The 18,778-nt window shown below is 48.9% G+C and carries 13 protein-coding genes; 3 read left to right on the top strand and 10 right to left on the bottom strand.

What is annotated here, in order from left to right:
- Positions 1-102: 102 nt before the first annotated feature.
- Positions 103-1,143 carry a LacI family DNA-binding transcriptional regulator gene (locus ACSQ8P_RS07120; protein WP_436234567.1) on the bottom strand — a complete coding sequence of 347 codons (1,041 nt, stop codon included), beginning with the start codon at positions 1,141-1,143 and terminating at the stop codon, positions 103-105.
- Positions 1,144-1,376: 233 nt separating this feature from the next.
- Between ACSQ8P_RS07120 and ACSQ8P_RS07115 the strand changes: the two genes are divergently transcribed.
- Positions 1,377-2,789, top strand: coding sequence for an FAD-dependent oxidoreductase (locus tag ACSQ8P_RS07115; RefSeq protein ID WP_436234566.1), 1,413 nt, complete (start codon positions 1,377-1,379; stop codon positions 2,787-2,789).
- A gap of 20 nt (positions 2,790-2,809) precedes the next feature.
- Complete coding sequence (locus tag ACSQ8P_RS07110; RefSeq protein ID WP_436234565.1) at positions 2,810-3,421, top strand: SGNH/GDSL hydrolase family protein; 612 nt, start codon at positions 2,810-2,812, stop codon at positions 3,419-3,421.
- A gap of 379 nt (positions 3,422-3,800) precedes the next feature.
- Here ACSQ8P_RS07110 and ACSQ8P_RS07105 read toward each other — a convergent pair whose 3' ends face one another.
- Both ACSQ8P_RS07105 and ACSQ8P_RS07100 read right to left on the bottom strand, forming a co-directional pair.
- Positions 3,801-4,484, bottom strand: a complete 684-nt coding sequence (locus ACSQ8P_RS07105) for a hypothetical protein (protein ID WP_436234564.1) — start codon at positions 4,482-4,484, stop codon at positions 3,801-3,803.
- 104 nt (positions 4,485-4,588) lie between these two features.
- Positions 4,589-5,356: a phytanoyl-CoA dioxygenase family protein gene (locus tag ACSQ8P_RS07100; RefSeq protein ID WP_436234563.1), complete on the bottom strand. Its 768-nt coding sequence runs from the start codon at positions 5,354-5,356 to the stop codon at positions 4,589-4,591.
- A 143-nt stretch (positions 5,357-5,499) separates the two neighbouring features.
- On the opposite strand from ACSQ8P_RS07100, the gene ACSQ8P_RS07095 reads away from it, so the two are divergent.
- Positions 5,500-6,270 carry a helix-turn-helix domain-containing protein gene (locus tag ACSQ8P_RS07095; protein ID WP_436234562.1) on the top strand — a complete coding sequence of 257 codons (771 nt, stop codon included), beginning with the start codon at positions 5,500-5,502 and terminating at the stop codon, positions 6,268-6,270.
- 16 nt (positions 6,271-6,286) lie between these two features.
- On the opposite strand, the gene ACSQ8P_RS07090 is transcribed toward ACSQ8P_RS07095, so the two are convergent.
- The 7 genes from ACSQ8P_RS07090 to ACSQ8P_RS07060 all read right to left on the bottom strand — a co-directional run bounded on the left by ACSQ8P_RS07090 (position 6,287) and on the right by ACSQ8P_RS07060 (position 18,707).
- Complete coding sequence (locus tag ACSQ8P_RS07090) at positions 6,287-7,168, bottom strand: TolB family protein (RefSeq protein ID WP_436234561.1); 882 nt, start codon at positions 7,166-7,168, stop codon at positions 6,287-6,289.
- A gap of 96 nt (positions 7,169-7,264) precedes the next feature.
- Positions 7,265-9,319: a heparinase II/III domain-containing protein gene (locus ACSQ8P_RS07085; RefSeq protein WP_436234560.1), complete on the bottom strand. Its 2,055-nt coding sequence runs from the start codon at positions 9,317-9,319 to the stop codon at positions 7,265-7,267.
- Entirely contained in the window at positions 9,316-10,086 is a 771-nt protein-coding gene (locus ACSQ8P_RS07080) for an SDR family NAD(P)-dependent oxidoreductase (RefSeq protein ID WP_436234559.1), read from the bottom strand. Before ACSQ8P_RS07080 ends, ACSQ8P_RS07085 begins: the two co-directional genes overlap by 4 nt.
- Before the next feature lie 40 nt (positions 10,087-10,126).
- On the bottom strand, positions 10,127-11,164 hold the full coding sequence (locus ACSQ8P_RS07075; RefSeq protein ID WP_436234558.1) for an SGNH/GDSL hydrolase family protein: 1,038 nt from the start codon (positions 11,162-11,164) through the stop codon (positions 10,127-10,129).
- Positions 11,165-11,197: 33 nt separating this feature from the next.
- Positions 11,198-15,541, bottom strand: a complete 4,344-nt coding sequence (locus ACSQ8P_RS07070; RefSeq protein WP_436234557.1) for a chondroitinase-B domain-containing protein — start codon at positions 15,539-15,541, stop codon at positions 11,198-11,200.
- 347 nt (positions 15,542-15,888) lie between these two features.
- The gene (locus tag ACSQ8P_RS07065; protein ID WP_436234556.1) at positions 15,889-17,694 is read right to left on the bottom strand and encodes a cache domain-containing sensor histidine kinase; all 1,806 of its coding nucleotides are present in this window, start codon (positions 17,692-17,694) and stop codon (positions 15,889-15,891) included.
- Entirely contained in the window at positions 17,694-18,707 is a 1,014-nt protein-coding gene (locus tag ACSQ8P_RS07060; protein ID WP_436234555.1) for a response regulator, read from the bottom strand. Before ACSQ8P_RS07060 ends, ACSQ8P_RS07065 begins: the two co-directional genes overlap by 1 nt.
- Positions 18,708-18,778 lie beyond the last annotated feature (71 nt).

Here is an 18,778-nt window from a genome sequence, read left to right as displayed (position 1 = left end):
CCTTGTAGCAGTTCTCTTCATTATAACTTGGACAAAGCCAGGAGACATAGGAGGATCTTATGATTTCTGGTGCGATCTTAAGGTGAGGTTAGGAAGGCTGGCTTAGGATGAGATCCCTGTGGTTGTAAGACCGATATGGAATTCTCCCTGAATGCGAATATGTTCAAAAGGCAATGTCGGATTGGCAATCCGCCAAAGCATTCGATCCGCTGCGCGGTATCCCGTTTGTGAGATAGGGAGAAGCGGACGTGTAAATTCTGGTAAACCATCAGGTTGCTCGTTGAGGAAGCCGACTACAGAGATATCCTCTGGGATTCGAAGTTGCAGTGCCTTGCAAATGCTATTAACCATAGACACTTCATGATCGATGCCGCAGATGATAGCAGTTGGCTGGTGTTGTTGAATTTGATTGAAGAGATTGTTATGCCACTCCAAGTTGATGTCACGGGGGCCGATGCAATGCTCAGAAGGCGTGATCGTAATGCCAGAAGTTTGCATCGCATAGCCAAAAGCCTGCCAACGCAGAATAGATCCTCGCTGCATCTGGATATCGCCAACGTACATGATGCGCTCATGCCCTTGACTTCGCAGATAGGCCACAGCCTGGCAAGTCGCTTCGTAGACATCCCAGATAACACTGTCGATTTTGACACCGGGTGGTGGAAAGCTTAGCAGAATTCGGGGAATGGGAAGGTCAAAAAGCGCCGTTTCCCACTCCTGAGGCAGAATGCTCGGCGCAATGAATATACCGTCCGCATATAGGACTCCTGCTTCCTCTAGCCAATCTGCCATCTTCTCTTGTTTCATGCGCTGCGGCAGCATGAGCAGCTCGATGCGATGCCCGAAGGAGAAGAAACGATCTTGCAGCCCTTGCAGCAGCAAGCGATTATATGACACAGATTCCGCTGTCTGAACAAGCAGAAAGCGCAGTCGCTCATTCGGGTAAGGCGCGATATGATCCAGCCTTAAACTGCGGATCTGATCCATCGTGTAGTAGCCGAGCTTCTCGGCTGTTTGGACAATGCGTTGCCGCGTTGCCTCCGACATACCCTGCTTGCCCTTTAGCGCTTTATTCACGGTTTGTACCGTTAAGCCAAGCTCGATGGCGATCGTTTTCATTGTGACTGCTTTGCGGGTTGGCATGGGGTTACTTGCACCTCCAAGACGTAGCAATAAGTTACTTTATTACGGACATGACTGACATTACGAATTTCAAGTCCACTATATCACGCTTACTTTTTAGATGAAACAAAAATTAAACTAGTTCCTTCGTTACAGCGATCTATAATGAAAACAAAGACGGTCAACATAAACAACTGTGAAAGCATTGCGAAGCTAAGATTGGCCAATGTTCACCCACTAGGAGGAAAATTTGAATGACGAACTCAACTAATAACAACTTAACCGTAACCATACCTGCTCAAAAGTTATCTGTGAGTCACACCCCTGATGTCGTCGTTGTTGGCGGCGGTGCCACAGGTATTGCGGCTGCAATTGCGGCTGCACGTAATGGTGCCAGCACACTCTTGATTGAGCAACGAGGCTATCTAGGCGGCATGGGAACTGCTGCACTTGTACCTGCATTTTGCCCATATACCGATGGAGAAAAACCTGTCATTCGAGGTATCGGCCTCGATTTGCTAGAAAAAATGAAACACGCAGCTGGCGAGGATTTCCTTAACCGTTATGAACAATTGCTGGACTGGGTTCCAATCGATGTGGAAACGCTCAAACGCGTCTATGATGCCGAAGTGCTTGCTAGCGGCGCACAAGTGCTATTCCATACCGTTGCTGATCAAGTGCTGCTCGATGGGGATCGCATCAGCGGTCTTGTCATTAGCAATAAATCCGGCCGCTCCGTCGTGCAAGCTAAGCTGTACATTGATGCATCTGGAGATGCGGATCTTGCGGCATTGGCTGGCGTTCCTTTTCAAGTTGGCGGTGAAAATGGCGAGCTTCAGCCAGGTACGATGTGCTATGTCGTGACTGGTGCAGATAAGGATCGCTTCAGTCAATTTCTAGCTGAAACGGGCCAGCATCCGCAGCTTGAAGAACTCGTGACATTAGCCCAGCAAAATGGTGAACTGCCAGAAGGACGTAAACGAGTTTCAGGGATGGCTTGGATATCGAATTCCGTAGTTGGCTTTAACTTCGGCCACGTCTTCCATATTGACGGAACAAAAGCAGAAGATTTAACTCGTGCCGCGATCGAAGGACGTCAGTTGATTGATACACAAATCCGATTCTTGAAGAAATATGTGCCCGGCTTTGAAAATATTTTCCTTGTCCATTCCGGCGATCAAATCGGTATTCGCGAAACCCGCCGCATTCAAGGCGACTACACCCTTGTCGTGGATGATTTCCTCACGATGCGTACCTTCGAGGACGATATTGCCCGTAATTCCTACTTTATTGATATCCATTTGGCAAATGCCGGATCTACAATGACGATTAAGCATTTGCCAAAAGGAAAATCCCACGGTGTGCCTTATCGCTGTATGCTTCCGCAAGGCAAATCGAATCTCATCGTCGCAGGACGTTCGGTATCGTCTGATCGCCCCGTGCAAGGTTCGCTTCGCGTGATGCCGAACTGCTTCGCCATGGGTGAAGCCGCTGGTGTTGCTGCTTCGATGGCGAGCGCCTCCGGTATTGGTTTCCGCGAGGTGTCAATCCCTGAATTGCAACGTAAATTGATCGAGCAAGGTGCTTATCTGGGAGACAATCCAGGATTCGCGTACGCAGACCGTGAAATCGCTGTCGGTGCTGTTCATTATGAAGAAGAGAATTAATTGAAAGGGGACTCACTAACTTGCTTAACAAATGGAAGGGAAAAACCTGGGGTACCCTTGGAGACAGCATAACCGAAGCTGGCGGCTATCAGCCGCTAGTTCAACAAGCGTTGGGCTTCACGAGCGTGATCAACTATGGCAAAAGCGGCTGTCCCATGACAGCCGGCGGTGATCGTGACTATGGTGCGACGACTCATGTTGGTCGGATGATCGACCCTTCCTTGGATTGCGTCACCATCTTCGCTGGTGTGAATGATTTTCGACTAGATAAGCCAATCGGGGAGTTAGGCAGTAAGGACGTGTTTACGTTTCACGGTGCGTATGCTACCTTGATTGAGGACATTTTGACGAAAAATCCAACCTGTCGTTTGAGTCTATGGACGCCGCTTCAGCGTGACAAAGATCAATATGACATTTTCTATGTCAACGCAGCCGATCATCGACTCATTGATTATGTTGAAGCTATCAAGCAGATTGGCCTGCTTTACGGACTGCCTGTGCTTAATCTATATGCAGAAAGTGGATTAAACAAGCTGACACTGCCCCACTTCACTTCGGATGGCTTACATCCGAATGAGGCTGGTCATCGGCGGATTGCTGATATGGTTGTGCCGTTTTTGTTGGGTTTGTGATGATCAAAGGAACAGCTGCACTTGGGGGTTAGACCTGTGGTGGCTGTTTTTTTGTTTCCGCGGGGAGTGCATTGGTGGTGCGGGGGTATGGTGAGGACTAGTGAGAATTCTGGTGGGCGGGGCGGGGTTGAGTGACTAGAAGAGAGGTCTGGTGGGCGGGGGAGTGAGTGACTAGCTAGATTGGAAAAGTTTGCGAAATAACTGGATTTCATACAGCTAATTCAGCGAATTTAGCCTGTTTATTGAGAATAGATGGATTAAGTCCATCTATTCTCAGTCTTTTTGGCACTATCAGTTGTCTTCCCTGAAATTAGCTACATAATTTCCATCTAATTGGATAAATCGATGATTTCTCGATAAATTAGCTGTATATTTTCCATTAATCAATGTTAGCGAGCAAACCATTTACAGCTAATGTGTACTTAACTATGCGCTTGCCCTTTCCGCTATGAGCAGGTGTGAGCATGCCTTTCGAGCAAAGCTTCTTAAGCATCATGACCGCTGTCCGATGATCAATATCAAAATGCTGCTCCACATCCTTCGGCCGAATCGGCTCTGCACGCTGAACGGCGAGACGAAGAACCTCTTTTTCCGCCATATGGGCGCGTAGAACAGGCGTTGAACTCGCTTGGTATCTCGCCATCACCATTCGCAGCAAGGCTATGCACAGCTCAGGTCTTTGCTCAACATCATCATAAGCGAAGGAAATCACTTGATATCCCATCGCATGAAGAAACGTTTCACGATTCAATTCATTGCAAAATTTCTGCCTGTCCAGATCACGAACATGCGAGGCGTAGCCTTTTATTTCTATAAGCAGCTTCACAAAGCCTGGCAACCACGCATAATCCGCAAAGTAGGAACGCCCGCGCCAATCAAGCACCTCATATTCAGGGTGAAGATGCTCGAAGTCCCCACGCAAAACCCACCATATTTGTTTCGCAAAGAGCGCTTCCCCATGCCCATGTCCTCTCTCCAATCTGCCGCGCCGCTCCCCACTGCGATTGTCCAAATGCCTTCGAATAAACGTTTCATGCTCTTCCACAACATTCATTTTTCTCATCCCCTTCTAGATAAATAGAAAAACGCCCCGCATCCACTCAATCGAATGGAACGGGACGTTCTTCGTCACTTATTTGTCATTATAAGGGAAATATGGGTGAATGACTACAGGAAATAATACTGACTCAGATCCTTACCCTTCAAAGCATAGCGCTTGTAGTGCTGGTAATGCGCCTTATACAGGTCGCCATCCTTAGCAGGTGCATACGTTAGGAACAGCTGCTTGCGGCTTTTATCCGATGTATTCGTTCCACTTTGGTGCGGTGTAAAGGAGTGGAAAATAATAACGTCACCCGGCTTCGTCTCGACGATTTCACCAGTTCCAGGATCAATTTCTGCGATTTCCTGCGCATTCATATTCCGCAGCTCCCCTGGCGTTGAGCGAAGACGCTCGTGATACCCTGGGAACAGCTCTAGCCCCCCATTCACGACGGTAGCTCCGTCAATTGCTACCATCACGCTGATAAGCCCCTCGATCGGGAATCCTTGCCACCATGCCGCATCCTGATGCATACTGTAGCCATTTGCGCCTGGCAGCTTGAAGATCAGTTTATCTTTGAACAGCTGCGGTTCATCCAAATAAATGTCACGAAGCGGCGTTAGAATCCGCTCATCCTTCACCAAATCTGCGAATACCGCAGAAATATCATGTACCGGATCCAGTCGCTCGATTTTCACATCACCGTTTGCATACCCTTTATGCCCTGCTCGAACATTATTCGGTGCCGTGTACTCCTCTAGCGTGAGGAGCTTGTCACATTCTGCTTGAAGCACGATCGCCTCTTGCTCGCTGAACACATTTCGCAGCACAAGATAGCCTTTCTCGTTATAGCTTTGGATCTGTTCTGTGGTAAGAATATTGATTTTATTCATACGTGTAATCTCCTTTGTTTGTTGCTTGTATTTGCTTCCATGACCTAATAGTACTCCGAGATATTTACATTGCACATGCACTGGTTTATGATATTTCATATACTTTTTTGCAAGTGACACTTCACGATGAAAGGTGAATCTCGATGCCACCTATCCAAATGATTCGATACTATTGCAGCGGAATTAGGGATAGCTTCATGCTGGAAGAAGATATATATAAAGACTGGGTCTTGCTTGCCCCCCAATCCGGTGGATTCTCTTACAACTTAAGCTCCAGTACAGAAGAAAATTTCCAAGAAGTTTCGGTCGGTGAGCTTGTCATTTGTCCGCCAGGCACGTTGTTAAAGCGCAAAGTAACGTCATCCCTCTCCTTTATTTTCATAGAATTTAGTTCAGAGCGCACGTATCCCCATGGCAAAATTATGATCCGAGATATTCAGCGTTTAACATCTACCTTCACTTATTTGCGACAGCTATCCGATGAGCCTTCAGATAAAAACGGAGCCTACGCAAACCACTTAATTGCTGACCTTTTGTACCAAATAGAGAAAGAGCAAGATCATATCCCATCCTACCAGCAGGACAAAACAGACCCGATCACCTATCGAGCCCTCGCCTATATCGAGCAGCATGCTTTTGGAGCTCACTTTCAGTTGCAAGACCTCGCGAAGGAGCTTGGCCTCAGCGCTTCACAGTTAACAAGACGTTTTCAGCAGGTGTATAAGCTCTCCCCCATTGCTTACGCCACCACACTTCGTCTTCAAAAGGTACGCTCCTTACTCGTCGACACCGATCTAACGCTTGAGGACATCGCTGAGCAGTGCGGGTATCAGAACGCTTTTTATATGAGCCGCATGTTTAAAAGCAAAATAAAAATAAGCCCCTCGACCTATCGAAGGACTTACCGTTTCTAGTAGCTAGAAGCTCTAACTACTTCTTCAATTTATAGCTAACAAACGCTAATTTCTGGCTATCTGGTGACCACGAGTTGACGTTGATCGTCCCTTGTCCGCCAAACAGCGAAACTAGGGTCCGAGAAGGACCACCCGCACTTGCCATTAAGCGGATTTCAACTTCTTTATTTGGGGGATGCGCATTAGGCTGGACATCTCCCTTTCGATAAACAATATAGGCAACCGTATTCCCGTCTGGGGATACGTGCGGGAACCAATTATTGCTCTGTTCATCTGTCATTTGCGTCTGCTCACTGCCATCCACGTTCATTCGCCACACCTGCATCAAGCCGGATCGTGTGGAATTAAACCAGATATGCTGACCATCTGGAGAATACTCAGGACCATCATCAAGTCCAGGAACATCTGTCAGCTGTCGCTCCACACCACCCTGAACGGGAATTGTGTAAATATTGTACACGCCATTCCGCTCAGCACAATAGGATAATTCGCGACCATCCGGTGACCACCCATGCAGATAGCTTGGGGACATCGCTGTAATCAAAGTAGGCTGACCACCAGCTAACGGAAGGACATAAATACGCGACTGCCCATCTTCCTCCGTGTGATGACTGACTGCAATCTGCTTATTATCTGGTGATAGCACATGGTCATTATTACACCAATTCGCATACCCCGAATCGATTACTGTGCTCTCGCCTGTAGTAATTTCATAGGCATAGAGCAATCCTCTCCGGTTATAAATGAGACGTTCACCATCACGCGTCCAGTTCGGCGCCTCAATTAAATCATCGAATTCGGCCAATACTTGACGTTCCCCTGTAGCCACATCCACAATTTCAAGAGTACTAATGACATGCCGTTCTTTCCGCTTGCGAGGCTTCTGCAATGTATTCATGGGCTCCACCGTCCTTTGTAGTCCCATCATACTCACTCCTCAAAAGCACTGTCAAATCCCACCAAGATGATGCCTTCCCTAGCAAAAAAAGAGCCGCTAAACCATCAGCAGCCCTTGTTCAGGTAAAAATTGAACAGTCGTCGTATGACCATCTGCGGTAATGTCTAAGTGATCCTTAGCGAGAAGTCCTAGCATCGCCCTCGCTCCAACACGATACACATGAATGAAGCTTGCATGCTTACCCATCTGGCGATGAAGCAATGCAGTCAGCGGTACGCATGGGTCGATCGAATTGCCTGGCGTTTGGATCGTCAACAGTTCTTGGCCTGGAAGCACCAATGCCGTTTGATGGATCTGGACACTGTCCCTAAGCAAATACGTCATGCCAACATTCCATGCATCAGGGGAAAAGCGCCCCACTATAGGCAACTCTGGCAAGTTTGGTTGGATGTGAATGGGTGGATACTGGACTTTATCTGCAAAAGAGAGGTCTTTCAACTCCTTTGACTGTGGCGCGACAATAGGGTGCATCCACCACTCGATCGACTGACTATCCTCGCTCATGAGCGTGACCTCGAACCAATCCAACAGCCAGTCGCTTGTTAAAAGAAGATGACGATTCAGCCTGCAACCGACGTAGGCCATATCACTTTGCAGCCAGGCATAGGTGCTTGCTTCCGTTTGATCAAACCGCAGACACCGCCCTGTATGTTCGGCTTGTGATTTACCGCCTAGTGAAACCGTGTTATGACTGGCGGTTTCACCAAACCATGGACGCAGCGTAGATCCATACGGAACTACGCCGAAATCTGGCGTAAGTGTTTGATCCTTATGCATCAACGTTACATGCAGCTTATCTAGGTGCCCATGTGCACCCCCGTGTTCGCCAAAATCCACAAGAAAAGAGAGCGGATTACCCGCCTGCCGTCCGACAACAAAACCGGATGCTAGCCAAAGCTTCGATCCACGCGGTTTTGCAAGGGAGGAGTGCGAAATCGCAACAGATACCGTCGCGCCATACAGCAGCGCTTCAAGCCCGCAGCGCGAGCCATCCGCGGAGTCCATCTGCCGATAAGCCTCGCGCAGAATCGGTACGAGGCCTTCCACCGCATAGTGGCTCAGCCCCAGCTCGGCTACCTCCGCGATTTCCCGGGCGTAAGGCAGCCGCTCCATCGGCCCGTCGTGCAGCGCTGGCAGTACGCCTTGGTCATCGGCGAGCTCCGCTAGCGCCTCTACCATGCCGCGCATCGATTGCCCTTGCGAACCCTCGCACGCGTACAGATCTTTCTCGCATCGCTTCGCCATCTCAGCGAAAATCAAATACGCCCGCAGCACGAAAACATGATAATACGTGCTGCCTTCGAACTCCAGCTGATCGGGCTTCACGCCGATCGACAGATGATGACGGAAGCCGCCCTCGGCTTCTACTAATGCCTCCAGCTCCTGCCGCTCCCCTCTGGCGGCATATACACAAGCCAACGATGCGTTCAACCAAGCGGTATAATTGTTCTCCGCATTGTTCCGCTCGTGGATCAATATCCCACGATACGCACGCATGCTTTCTTCCAACAGATGAAGGAACGTATCTACTTTACGCTGCTCATCAGCGCTAAAAACTACTCCTTCATCCAACAAGAGGACATACGCCCGAATCAGCGTTGTAGACCAGATCGACTCCGTCAGCGCTTGATGAAACGCGCGCCCTTTCAGCATCCACGGCTGTGCATCAGGATGCACAGGATACAACGGGAACTGCACCGCATACTCCACGATTAGCCGCTTACTCAGCTCGGCATAGGCGTAGTCGCGCAGCCCCGCATAAACCGCAGCCGCCTGCAGCGCAATCCGCGCGAGCTGCTGATGCTTATACACCAGCCAGGCGCCTCGATACTCGGCGCCTTCCACCACACAGCCGTGCGGACAATGAAACTGCATCGCATCGGCTACCGAAGGATCGAACAGCAGCTCCGTATGGTGCTGCTGACACACATACTGGTGCCACCAGCCGCCTGGCTCCAGTGGAATGATCAGGCTGCCGCTAGCCTGCAGCCCATCCATCTCTTCCTTCAGCGAGTTCACCACCTCACTCGCCCAAGCTAAGCGCTGCACCTTCGCGCTAAGCGTCTCGCTCTCCTTAACGGCATCGCTCATCGCATCATCATCCCGCCGTTAACCTCAATTGTTTCCCCCGTCAGGTAGCCAGCAAGCTCAGAGGCCAAATACAGAACCGCACCAGCCACATCCTCTGGTGTGCCTTCGCGCCCAAGTGGAATGCCACCGATGGTAGCTTGACGCGCAGCGTCACTCGTGAAGGTGGCGTGGAACATCGTGTTGCCAATAAACCCTGGCGACACGTTATTTACGGTAATGCCACTTGCCGCTACTTCCTTCGCAAGCCCCTTCGAATATGCCATCACAGCAGCTTTGCTAGCTGCATAAATACTAGATCCAGGCCCACCGCCGTTATAGGCAGCGACCGATGACATATTAATAATGCGGCCGGCGCCTTTGGCCTTCATGCCGGGCAGCACTCTTTTGCACATAAACACCGTGCTTTTCAAATTCACATTCATGATGCGCTCATACATATCCTCGGTCATCTCTGCGTTCGGCACTCGCTGCACCAAATGACCTGCGTTATTCACCAGAATGTCGATGGAACCGCCAAATGCCTGCTCAACCTCGTTCACTAGCCGATCAATTTGCTCGGGATCCGTCACATCCGCTTGCACAAGAATGGCCTCCCCGCCAGCCGCAAGAATAGCCGCTACCGTTTCTTCGCCCTGAGCTATGTTAGAAAGACAATTCACACCAACCTTTGCCCCATTAGCAGCCAAAGCCAGAGCAATCGCCCGTCCAATCCCCGCATTCGATCCTGTTACAAGCGCAATTTTCTCAGTAAGATTAAGTCCATTCATATGATTTCTGCCTCCTATTGAATACCTTTTTATATGTTGATCAACCTTGTGCAGCCCGTAACTTATCCACAGAAGGTCGTAAAAACCCAGCCAATTGCTCAGCCATCCGACTATGTCCATAATCCGAAGGATGAATCAAATCACTTGTCAAAGAAGTAAAATCAATCATGATCTGCGCCCCATCTAACAGGGTCAAATTTGCATGCTGACGACTCTCTACGTATCGCTTTAGCACCTCATTAAATTGCTTTTCAGCCACACTAAACGGATGTGTCGTATCATGAAAATACGTTGCCCGATTCGGATATATCGTTGTCACAAGAATCGGTTTCGTAGGGTGATTGCGAATGATTCTATCCAATAAATATGTCGCGCGATGCTGAAATTCCTCGGTACTTACGGTTCCCCTCATATTGACGCCTAGTTCCAGATAGGCCAAATCCCAATCCTCCCGCTCCGCCAAATGATCGGCCAGCTCCGGCTCACAATAGCAAGACCCGCTGAGTCCTAGATTCAACACATCCGTACCAAGACGGCGTGCCGTCTGCTGGACATACCCGTTATAATGACTCAAAGCGCCAGCCCCTTGTGTAATCGACGAACCATAGGCAAGCATGGTCAATTGCGGTACTTCCTGACGCTCAGGAGGCCTAATCGCAAAGCCATAAGCATCTATGTCATAAAAGATCGCTGTAAACCGGTCGCAATAGATACGCCACACTTTGGAGGAGAACGCGACATTATCCAGTAACGCAGGTGGTACCTCAGCAAATCTTTCAGGTGCTTCCAATTGTAAAGTCGTGACGACACCAGCCTTCAAATCATACGCAGCATGGAAAAAATCGCCTCTGAAAACAAGCACACGTCCATCCTTTTCTTGCGCAGCCAACGTCAGCTTGATGTTCTTAGCCTCTGTCACAAATCGAATCTCACAGCCGCTGGACTCGGCAGCTTTGGTTCGACCTTTTTCGGTTAGCGATTCACGAACCTGCTTGGGAAACCGCTGCAACCTAAGACCAGGTAAATACATTCTCGATTCCAACTCCGAAACATTATGAAACGCCACATTCTCCAGCATCGCTTCTCTCCACGCTTTCTCTCTATGTTTGAATTACGGGGTAATGGTTGTAAAAATAAGGGTTGGTGCCTTGTTACTATCCGTATATTCTCTGGTATATACCGTAGCCGGATTGTCGTCCGACACCATCGTTAGTCGGAAGCTGAGTGTGCCATCGCTTTGGGTCTGAACATACTTCGTTACGTCAAACGTCACGTAACTGCCAGCGGTCACAGGAAGGTCACCTGCATCCACATCGGTAAATGCTCTTGCTGGCTGATTCGCCGCAGTGATGAGCGTTGGATCCCAACTATCCCCGGCAATCCCATGGAGCAGGAGATCAGCGCCAGCTTGCGCACTCGCCACATACAATCGCAGTTGAACCGTATCGACAGTACCTGATAATGTTGGGATAGCTACTTTCATGTAACCCGCCTGCTTCCCGCCATCTGTCTGAATGAGCATCGTTGTTGTTGTACTGTAATTTGTGTTGGCATTGGTCGATGTAACGCTGTCCACGTACGTATCTGCATCCACAACTTTCGTTGTTTGTGATGGTGTTTTAACCGTGATGGTCATGGCGGAAGACGTAAATCCGTTATACGATGCCGATACAGTTGCACTGCCTAATCCAACACCAGTAATACCACCGCTGCTCGATACCGACACTATACTTGCCTGACTACTTGTAAAAGCAGCACCTGCTGCGGTTGCATCTTCCGTTGATGAATCTGCGAAATGAGCCGTTACTAGAAGCTGCTTCACTCCACCGCCGAGTGCAATACTTGCAGGTACACCTGAGATCGTAATGCCTGTCATAGCTGGTGTAACCGCAGTAATGGTATTACTTGCTGTTGTTCGATTCGCTTGATCCATCGCTTCAACTTTAAACGTATACGAAGTACCTGGCAGAAGCTCAGACGCCGTATAAAAGGTCTTATTTCCAAAAGTAGTATCGTACAGAACGCCGTTGCGATAAATACGATAACCAACGATGTTTGTATCATCATTTGCCGCCGGCCAGTTCAACGTTACTTGACGCGGAGTTACAGTTCCAAGTGATAACGGTGTGCCTGAGCTCCAGCTTGGTGCCGTGAGATCTGTCAGAAGATCAGCGATGTACTCATCTGCTCCGACATCGGGAACACCCTCTCTTGCTTCGTGCTCTACATCTTCCGTCACGAAGGACAGTGCGCCGCCATTGCCATAATTGCCAACCGAGCTATTGATCCCTGGGCTGTTAGCTGCAAGCTTTTTATAAGAAATCGTTCTAAGTCTGTCATACTCACTTGAAGTCCAAAGCCATGCGTAGTCCGTCGGACTCAAATTCAACACCGCTTCTTTCATCATCGGATAAGCAACTTTCACTTCTGATTCAGTAAGTGCAGCCGAATTCCCCGTAATTAGGGGCACACCTTGCTGTGGAAACATGATATTGCCAGACCAGCTTAAGCCTGGGATTGGCGTCATAATTTTAATGAGTTCTTGCTGACCACCAACAACCACATTATTGGCAAAAGTTACATTCTGCGGAGCCATGCCGTAACGCACAAATCCCAGCTCGATCCCGCTTTTATTGTCCACGAGTGTGTTGTTTGCGATCATAATATTCTTGGCAATGTAGTGATTATTGCTTGGGATCGGCTGCGTCAAATTATCGTTATCGCCTGTAGTCAGGGCAATCGTCGCATCCCACTCTGTGCCTGTCAGCCCTTGAAAATAATTGTTATACACCTTGTGATTCTGACCGTAAACCCGTACACCGCCTGTACCTAACGTTCGGCTATCTGGGGTGGTTGGAATCACTTCACGACCATTTCCAATAAACATGTTCCCATAAACGCTAGAACCATTCCCCGATCTAAGGGATACTTCGCCTAAGGATTCGATGAAATAGTTGTTGCGAATGACATTGCCTCCGCTTTTGACAGAGACATATTCAGGGTCACTATCCACATGGTCGAAAATGTTGTACTGAATCGTCGCATACGCATTCAGATGCACCAAATCCGTCACGCCGAGGCGGATGCCTTCGGATTCATTTTCCTGACGAGGCAGCGTATTGCGGAAAATATTGTACTCCACCACATCGTACTGGGTAATTTCGTACGTACCCGCTACGGTGTCTCGGTTCCCGTCAAAGAGAATAAACTTCCCGCGATCCTTTTTATTTTCCATCAAATTGTGGTCAACTTGGTTGTGATGTGAGTTCCAACCGTCGATGTACACCCAGCTGGATTTCGTTGCATCTGTCGCTGAGCTTGGTGAATGGAAATAATTATTCGTGATCCGCATATGGTTACAGCCCGTGATTCGAATCCAATTCGAGGCTGTGCTGTCCATAACGAACGTCATGTCTTGGATGGTGATGTAGGAGCTATCTGTGAATTTGATAGGACCCGCGTTGAAAACCGCCATCCCTTTGTTCTTCGCTTTGATCACGATCGGATTGCTGGCATCGCCATGTTTGCCTGTGATGCTAAAGGAAGCATAGTTCCCATTCTCTAGCTCAATCACAGTGCCTGGGTTTGCTGCATTAATGGCTTGCGCGAGCTGGGTTGAGTTGCTGACGGAGACAGGCGGATTCGCAATGGTTTGCGGTGTCGCTGATACAGCTGGCGTACTATTCGAACCTTCACCTGCTGTATTCACAGCACTAACGACGAAATAGTAAGTCTGACCAACCGTTAAGCCAGTCACCGTATAGTTGGTCGCCGAGATCGTAGAGGTGTTCACCGTAGTGAAAGGTCCACTCCCACTGGACGCCATCTTCACGTTGTAGCCAGTTGCTGTAGCCGAAGCTGTCCATGCGACGTTCACGACACCTGTGCTAGGTAGGGACGTCGTTACGTTCGTCGGCGCATTCGGTACTGTCGGGGATGGTGTCGATCCACTTGTTGCCGTTGCTGTTACATCGTCAAATGCCGTCGCACCCGCATAACTATAAAGGCCGACTTGACCTGATGTATACGGTGTCGTGTCTGTTCCTGAGAGGATAAGCGTGCTGCCATAATAGCCTTCGAGTTTCAAGCTGCCATCTGTGTTCTGTGTCGATTGGAGCTTCATAGGCAAGTAGCCTAGACTGTCGAAGGAGGTGCTCATTGTTGTGTTCGTGACGGAGACGCCGCTAGCGTTCGGGGTCCCAGCTGTTTGGGGCACGGAAACCTTCGAGCTGCCTGTCACTTTTTCCAAATAAAACTGATAACTGGATGAGTTTTTCTTCATCGTAAAACGGTAATAAGTCGCCGTCGTTCCGCTGCCCGAGTATCTGGCGACGAGTCCAGCGTAGGTGCTGTTCGCGCCGGTCACTTTTAGCTTACCTGTTAGCGTGAGGTCACCCGTCTGGATTGCAGGTGTCGATGCTCCCCACTGATCATTCGTTAGGACATACGTGACACCTGTTGTGGTGTCCGTTTGTTTGAGGAAGTGATTGAGTCCGACTGCGGCGGTCTCTTCCCCCATCTGCCAGCTTGTGCTGCCGCCAACGACGGTCTTCCAAGGCTGTGCACTGGTGGAAGCGCTGCCAACTGGTGACGTGTAACCACTAGTGCCATTGCCATAGCTTTCAAAGTCTTCTTTGACCGTTTTGAGTTCTACTTTGACATCGTCAAATGCTGTCGCGCCCGCATAGCTATACACGCCGACTTGACCGGATGTGTATGGCGTTGTGTCCGTTCCCGAGAGAATGAGCGTGCTGCCATAGTAACCTTGGAGTGTTAGGCTGCCATCCGTGTTTTGGATCACTTGCAGCTTAACAGGCAAGTAGCCGAGACTATCGAAAGATGTGCTTAACGTCGTGTTCGTGACAGAAACACCGCTTGCATTCGGGGTACCTGCCGTTTGGGTCACGCTTACCTTCGTGTTGCCTGTCACCTTTTCAAGATAGAACTGATAGCTTGATGAGTTTTTCTTCATCGTAAAACGGTAATACGTAGCCGTCGTTCCACTACCCGAGTATCTAGCGACGAGTCCAGCATACGTGCTGTTCGCACCTGTCACCTTGAGTTTCCCGGATAATGTGATCTCACTTGTCTGGATTGCTGGTGTCGCTGCGCCCCACTGGTCATTCGTTATTACATACGTGACACCTGTGGTTGCATCCGTCTGTCTTAGAAAGTGATTCTGTGTCGCTCCACCGGATGCGACTTCCTCGTCCATGGACCAGCTCGTGCTGCCGCCGACGACAGTTTTCCATGGCTGGGTGCTCGTCGAAGTGCTCCCAACTGGTGAGATGTAACCGGATGTTGCGTTGCCGTAGCTTTCGAAGTCCTCCGTTAACGGCAATCCTGCTGCTGAAGCTGCAGGTGTAGGGATGATGGCCAGACACAGGGATAAAAGCAAAAGTACGGACAACATGCCACTCAAAAGCTTCCGTTTCCTAACCATCATGTCATTCATAAATATAAATTCACCATCCTTTATATTGAACTAAGACTCATTATAGTTAGGTGTGACGCTGAAACACATGATCGAATTTAAGCAGCATTGTGTTTTTTTAAACAGGTGAGGGAACGCTGGTGCGCTAGTATTATGAATTTTAGCCTTTGTACGAAGGCAGGGGAACGTCAGTGCACTATTTGCCTCACTTACGTGTGAATATGATGGTTTTGGAGGAAATAGCGCATCCTGATTCCCTTCCGACTAGAAAAAGTCTGTTTTGACCGGAATAGTGCACCCTCGTTCCCCTTGGTGAAAGGACGCAGCAAAAAGCCCCGCTCCACAAACGGAGCGGGGCTAAACTCCCCTCACGTCCCTATATTCGGAAACCGAATATAGATGCGTGTGCCGACGCCGAGCTCGCTTGCGATGCTCAGGCCGTATTGCTCGCCGAACACCAGCTGGATGCGGCGGTGAACGTTCATCAAACCGATGCCGCCACTGTTGCCGGCACCCTTATGCAGCTTGGCTTCCGCCAATTGATTGGCGCTTAGCTGCTTGTTTAGCGAAGCTAGATGCTCCGGCGTCATCCCGACGCCGTTATCCTCGAGGACGATAATCAGATCATCGTCCTGAGCCCACGCATCCAGCCGAATGTAGTGATACTCCTCGATCCCATCAGCGAAGCCGTGCTGGAAAATATTCTCGATCAACGGCTGCAATGTAAGCCGTGCTGTCTTCTTCAAGAAGAATTCCGGCGGAATTCTTACATCTAGCTCGAACTCCCGCCCCACCCTGTGCTTCATGATCGTCATGTAGTTCAGCACATGTTTTAGCTCATTGACGATTGCTGTCTCTTCGATATGCGTCTGCACCGAGTAGCGGAACATTGTAGCTATGGCATCTACAATCTCCGTAATTTCAGTGGATTGCTGAATGACGGCGTAGACGATAATATTTTCCAGCGTATTGTATAGAAAATGAGGATTTATTTGCAGTTGTAAGGATTGCAGCTCGGCCTTCTGTCGCTCCAATTCAGCGTCCTTCTTGCTGAGTTCTGTTCGGTACAAGGTGTCCATTAATTCCGATAAGGAGACGACCATCAGATTGTAGCGCTGGATCAACTCATCCAGCTCATTATTCGTTTGCAGCTGGGGGATTTTCACCCAGTTCCCTTTTTCCGTCTGGCGCATGCCATTTTTCAGTATTTGAATCGGCTTCGTGATATTTCGGCCAAATCTGTAGGATAACAACAACGCCAACAGCAGTGTAAGGCCCCCCACCCAGAAGGAGGAGTAGCGAATGCTCGATAGCGGGCGATTAATATCTGCCGTCGGAATCGACACCATGAGGTTCCAGCCCGTATAAGCTGACTTCGAGCTGACGACCATACGCTCTTCCCCAAACGAGGAATCCTTGAAGGATTTCAAGTCATTCCCTTCTATTTTCGCCATCAGTGCCTTGTTCACCGTAGTTCCAATGTGCTGCTTGTCCGGATGATACACGATGCGCCCGTCATTATCGACAATGGCAAAAAATCCACTCGGCCCCAAATTGATTCCCTTCCACAAGGTTGCGAACTCGTCCGCCTTAATTTCGATGGCCAAAATACCCTTGAACTCATTGAACACTTCGCCATGAATTTTGCGCGCCAATGTTATAAATTGGTTATTGCTCTCTGTAAACACGCTGTTACTGATAATTGTCATGTTACCTTGGGCATCCGTCTCTTTGTCCAGCTCTTCCATTGTAAAAGCAGGCACCGGATCAACAATCGACTTCAGCGCCGGATTCTCATAATACACCCAATGATCGTTATAATCGGCCAAATAGACGGTCATAATCTCCGGTGACTTAATAAAAAGCGGATTAATGACGTTATCCATTAAGTTGTCCGTGAACTGATAATACTCGTAATCGCCTGTTGGCGGGTCGTCGAGGAACTTTTTGACGGAGCTATTAGTAAAAAGCGATAGATGCGCGCGCTCATAATTTTTCAAATATAAATCCGTATGGTTGACCGCGTTCGATACAATTTCCGTCAAATGCTGCTCGGTTTGCTCCTTCAGCTTATTCGATGAAATATAGTAAGAGGAAAAACCGATCGACATGACGGTAATCAGGACAATGGCGGCCACATAGGCGAAAATGCTGCGAGCTAAAGATGGTTTCATTATTTGATCCCCATCATATGCCGGTATTCAAGCGGCGAGAGACCTGTGACTTTTTTGAACATCCGGGAAAAATGCGGGTAGTTCTCATAGCCGATCTCATAAGCGATATCGTTCGTCTTGTAATGAGGCATTTCCAGCATCCGCTTCGCCAACTCAATTCGTTTCGTGATGCGATATTGCACAAAGGTTTCCTTGAACACCTTCTTGAACAGCAAACTCAAGTAAGGAGGTGTAATCCCGAGATACTCAGCAACGTCCTCTAGGGAAAGACTATTCGTGATGTTAGCATCCATGTAAATTTTCGCTTTCTGCATGAGATCCTGACCACCTCGTTGCAGCGCCAGCTCGTCGATCATCTTCATGATTTGCTCCTGTAGCTGCAGGAAGTACGCCATCATATCTGTTGTATCGGTCATTTCTTCGGTTTTGGGCTGAAAGCTGCGAAGAGAGAGTCGCTTCTTGATCATGGGCAGACAATCCTGCAGCAGCTGAATGAACTCGGAATCCGAGGAGGAAGCCGACATGCAATACAATCGCAATTCCTCCAAATGCGCCTCTACCGCATCAATCCGCAGCGTCCAGATGGCCTCTACAATTTTCTCAATCCAATCCTCATACTTGGAAATGGATAAAATGGCATGACCGCTCTGCGAAACCAGCTTCGTCAGCAGATCATGGATTTTGACCGGCGTAAACGGTTTCAATAAATATTCTTTGACCCCATATGACATACCAGCCTGAGCATATTCGAAGTCACCATAACCCGAAATAATGACCTTTTGGATCAGTGGATATTTCTCATGTACCTGCTTACACAGTTCCAGCCCATCCATTTTCGGCATTCGGATATCTGTAAAAAGCAGCTGCGGCATCGATTCCTCGATCATTTGCAGTGCCTTTACACCATTGCTAGCTGTGCGTATCGAATCAAATTTATGCGAATGCTGCTTCAGCATAATAACCATACCTTTTAGAATAAGCGGTTCGTCGTCTACAATCAGAATTTGCTTCATCCAGCCGCCCTCCTTTATGGCAAAAAACATTTATCCTCAACCCGAGAATAAATGCTTTCCACCCAATGCAC

Source organism: Paenibacillus sp. LjRoot153 (genome assembly GCF_964253085.1).
GTDB lineage: Bacteria > Bacillota > Bacilli > Paenibacillales > NBRC-103111 > Paenibacillus_E.
The sequence above is the reverse complement of the archived record's forward strand: the minus strand, read 5'-3'. Positions and strand labels throughout refer to the sequence as shown.

Coding starts and splice junctions, on each gene's coding strand:
- ACSQ8P_RS07115 (WP_436234566.1), top strand. CDS start 1,377: ATGACGAACTCAACTAATAACAACTTAACCGTAACCATACCTGCTCAA.
- ACSQ8P_RS07105 (WP_436234564.1), bottom strand. CDS start 4,484: ATGAGAAAAATGAATGTTGTGGAAGAGCATGAAACGTTTATTCGAAGG.
- ACSQ8P_RS07090 (WP_436234561.1), bottom strand. CDS start 7,168: ATGAATACATTGCAGAAGCCTCGCAAGCGGAAAGAACGGCATGTCATT.
- ACSQ8P_RS07070 (WP_436234557.1), bottom strand. CDS start 15,541: ATGAATGACATGATGGTTAGGAAACGGAAGCTTTTGAGTGGCATGTTG.
- ACSQ8P_RS07120 (WP_436234567.1), bottom strand. CDS start 1,143: ATGCCAACCCGCAAAGCAGTCACAATGAAAACGATCGCCATCGAGCTT.
- ACSQ8P_RS07080 (WP_436234559.1), bottom strand. CDS start 10,086: ATGAATGGACTTAATCTTACTGAGAAAATTGCGCTTGTAACAGGATCG.
- ACSQ8P_RS07075 (WP_436234558.1), bottom strand. CDS start 11,164: ATGCTGGAGAATGTGGCGTTTCATAATGTTTCGGAGTTGGAATCGAGA.
- ACSQ8P_RS07060 (WP_436234555.1), bottom strand. CDS start 18,707: ATGAAGCAAATTCTGATTGTAGACGACGAACCGCTTATTCTAAAAGGT.
- ACSQ8P_RS07085 (WP_436234560.1), bottom strand. CDS start 9,319: ATGAGCGATGCCGTTAAGGAGAGCGAGACGCTTAGCGCGAAGGTGCAG.
- ACSQ8P_RS07065 (WP_436234556.1), bottom strand. CDS start 17,694: ATGAAACCATCTTTAGCTCGCAGCATTTTCGCCTATGTGGCCGCCATT.
- ACSQ8P_RS07100 (WP_436234563.1), bottom strand. CDS start 5,356: ATGAATAAAATCAATATTCTTACCACAGAACAGATCCAAAGCTATAAC.
- ACSQ8P_RS07095 (WP_436234562.1), top strand. CDS start 5,500: ATGCCACCTATCCAAATGATTCGATACTATTGCAGCGGAATTAGGGAT.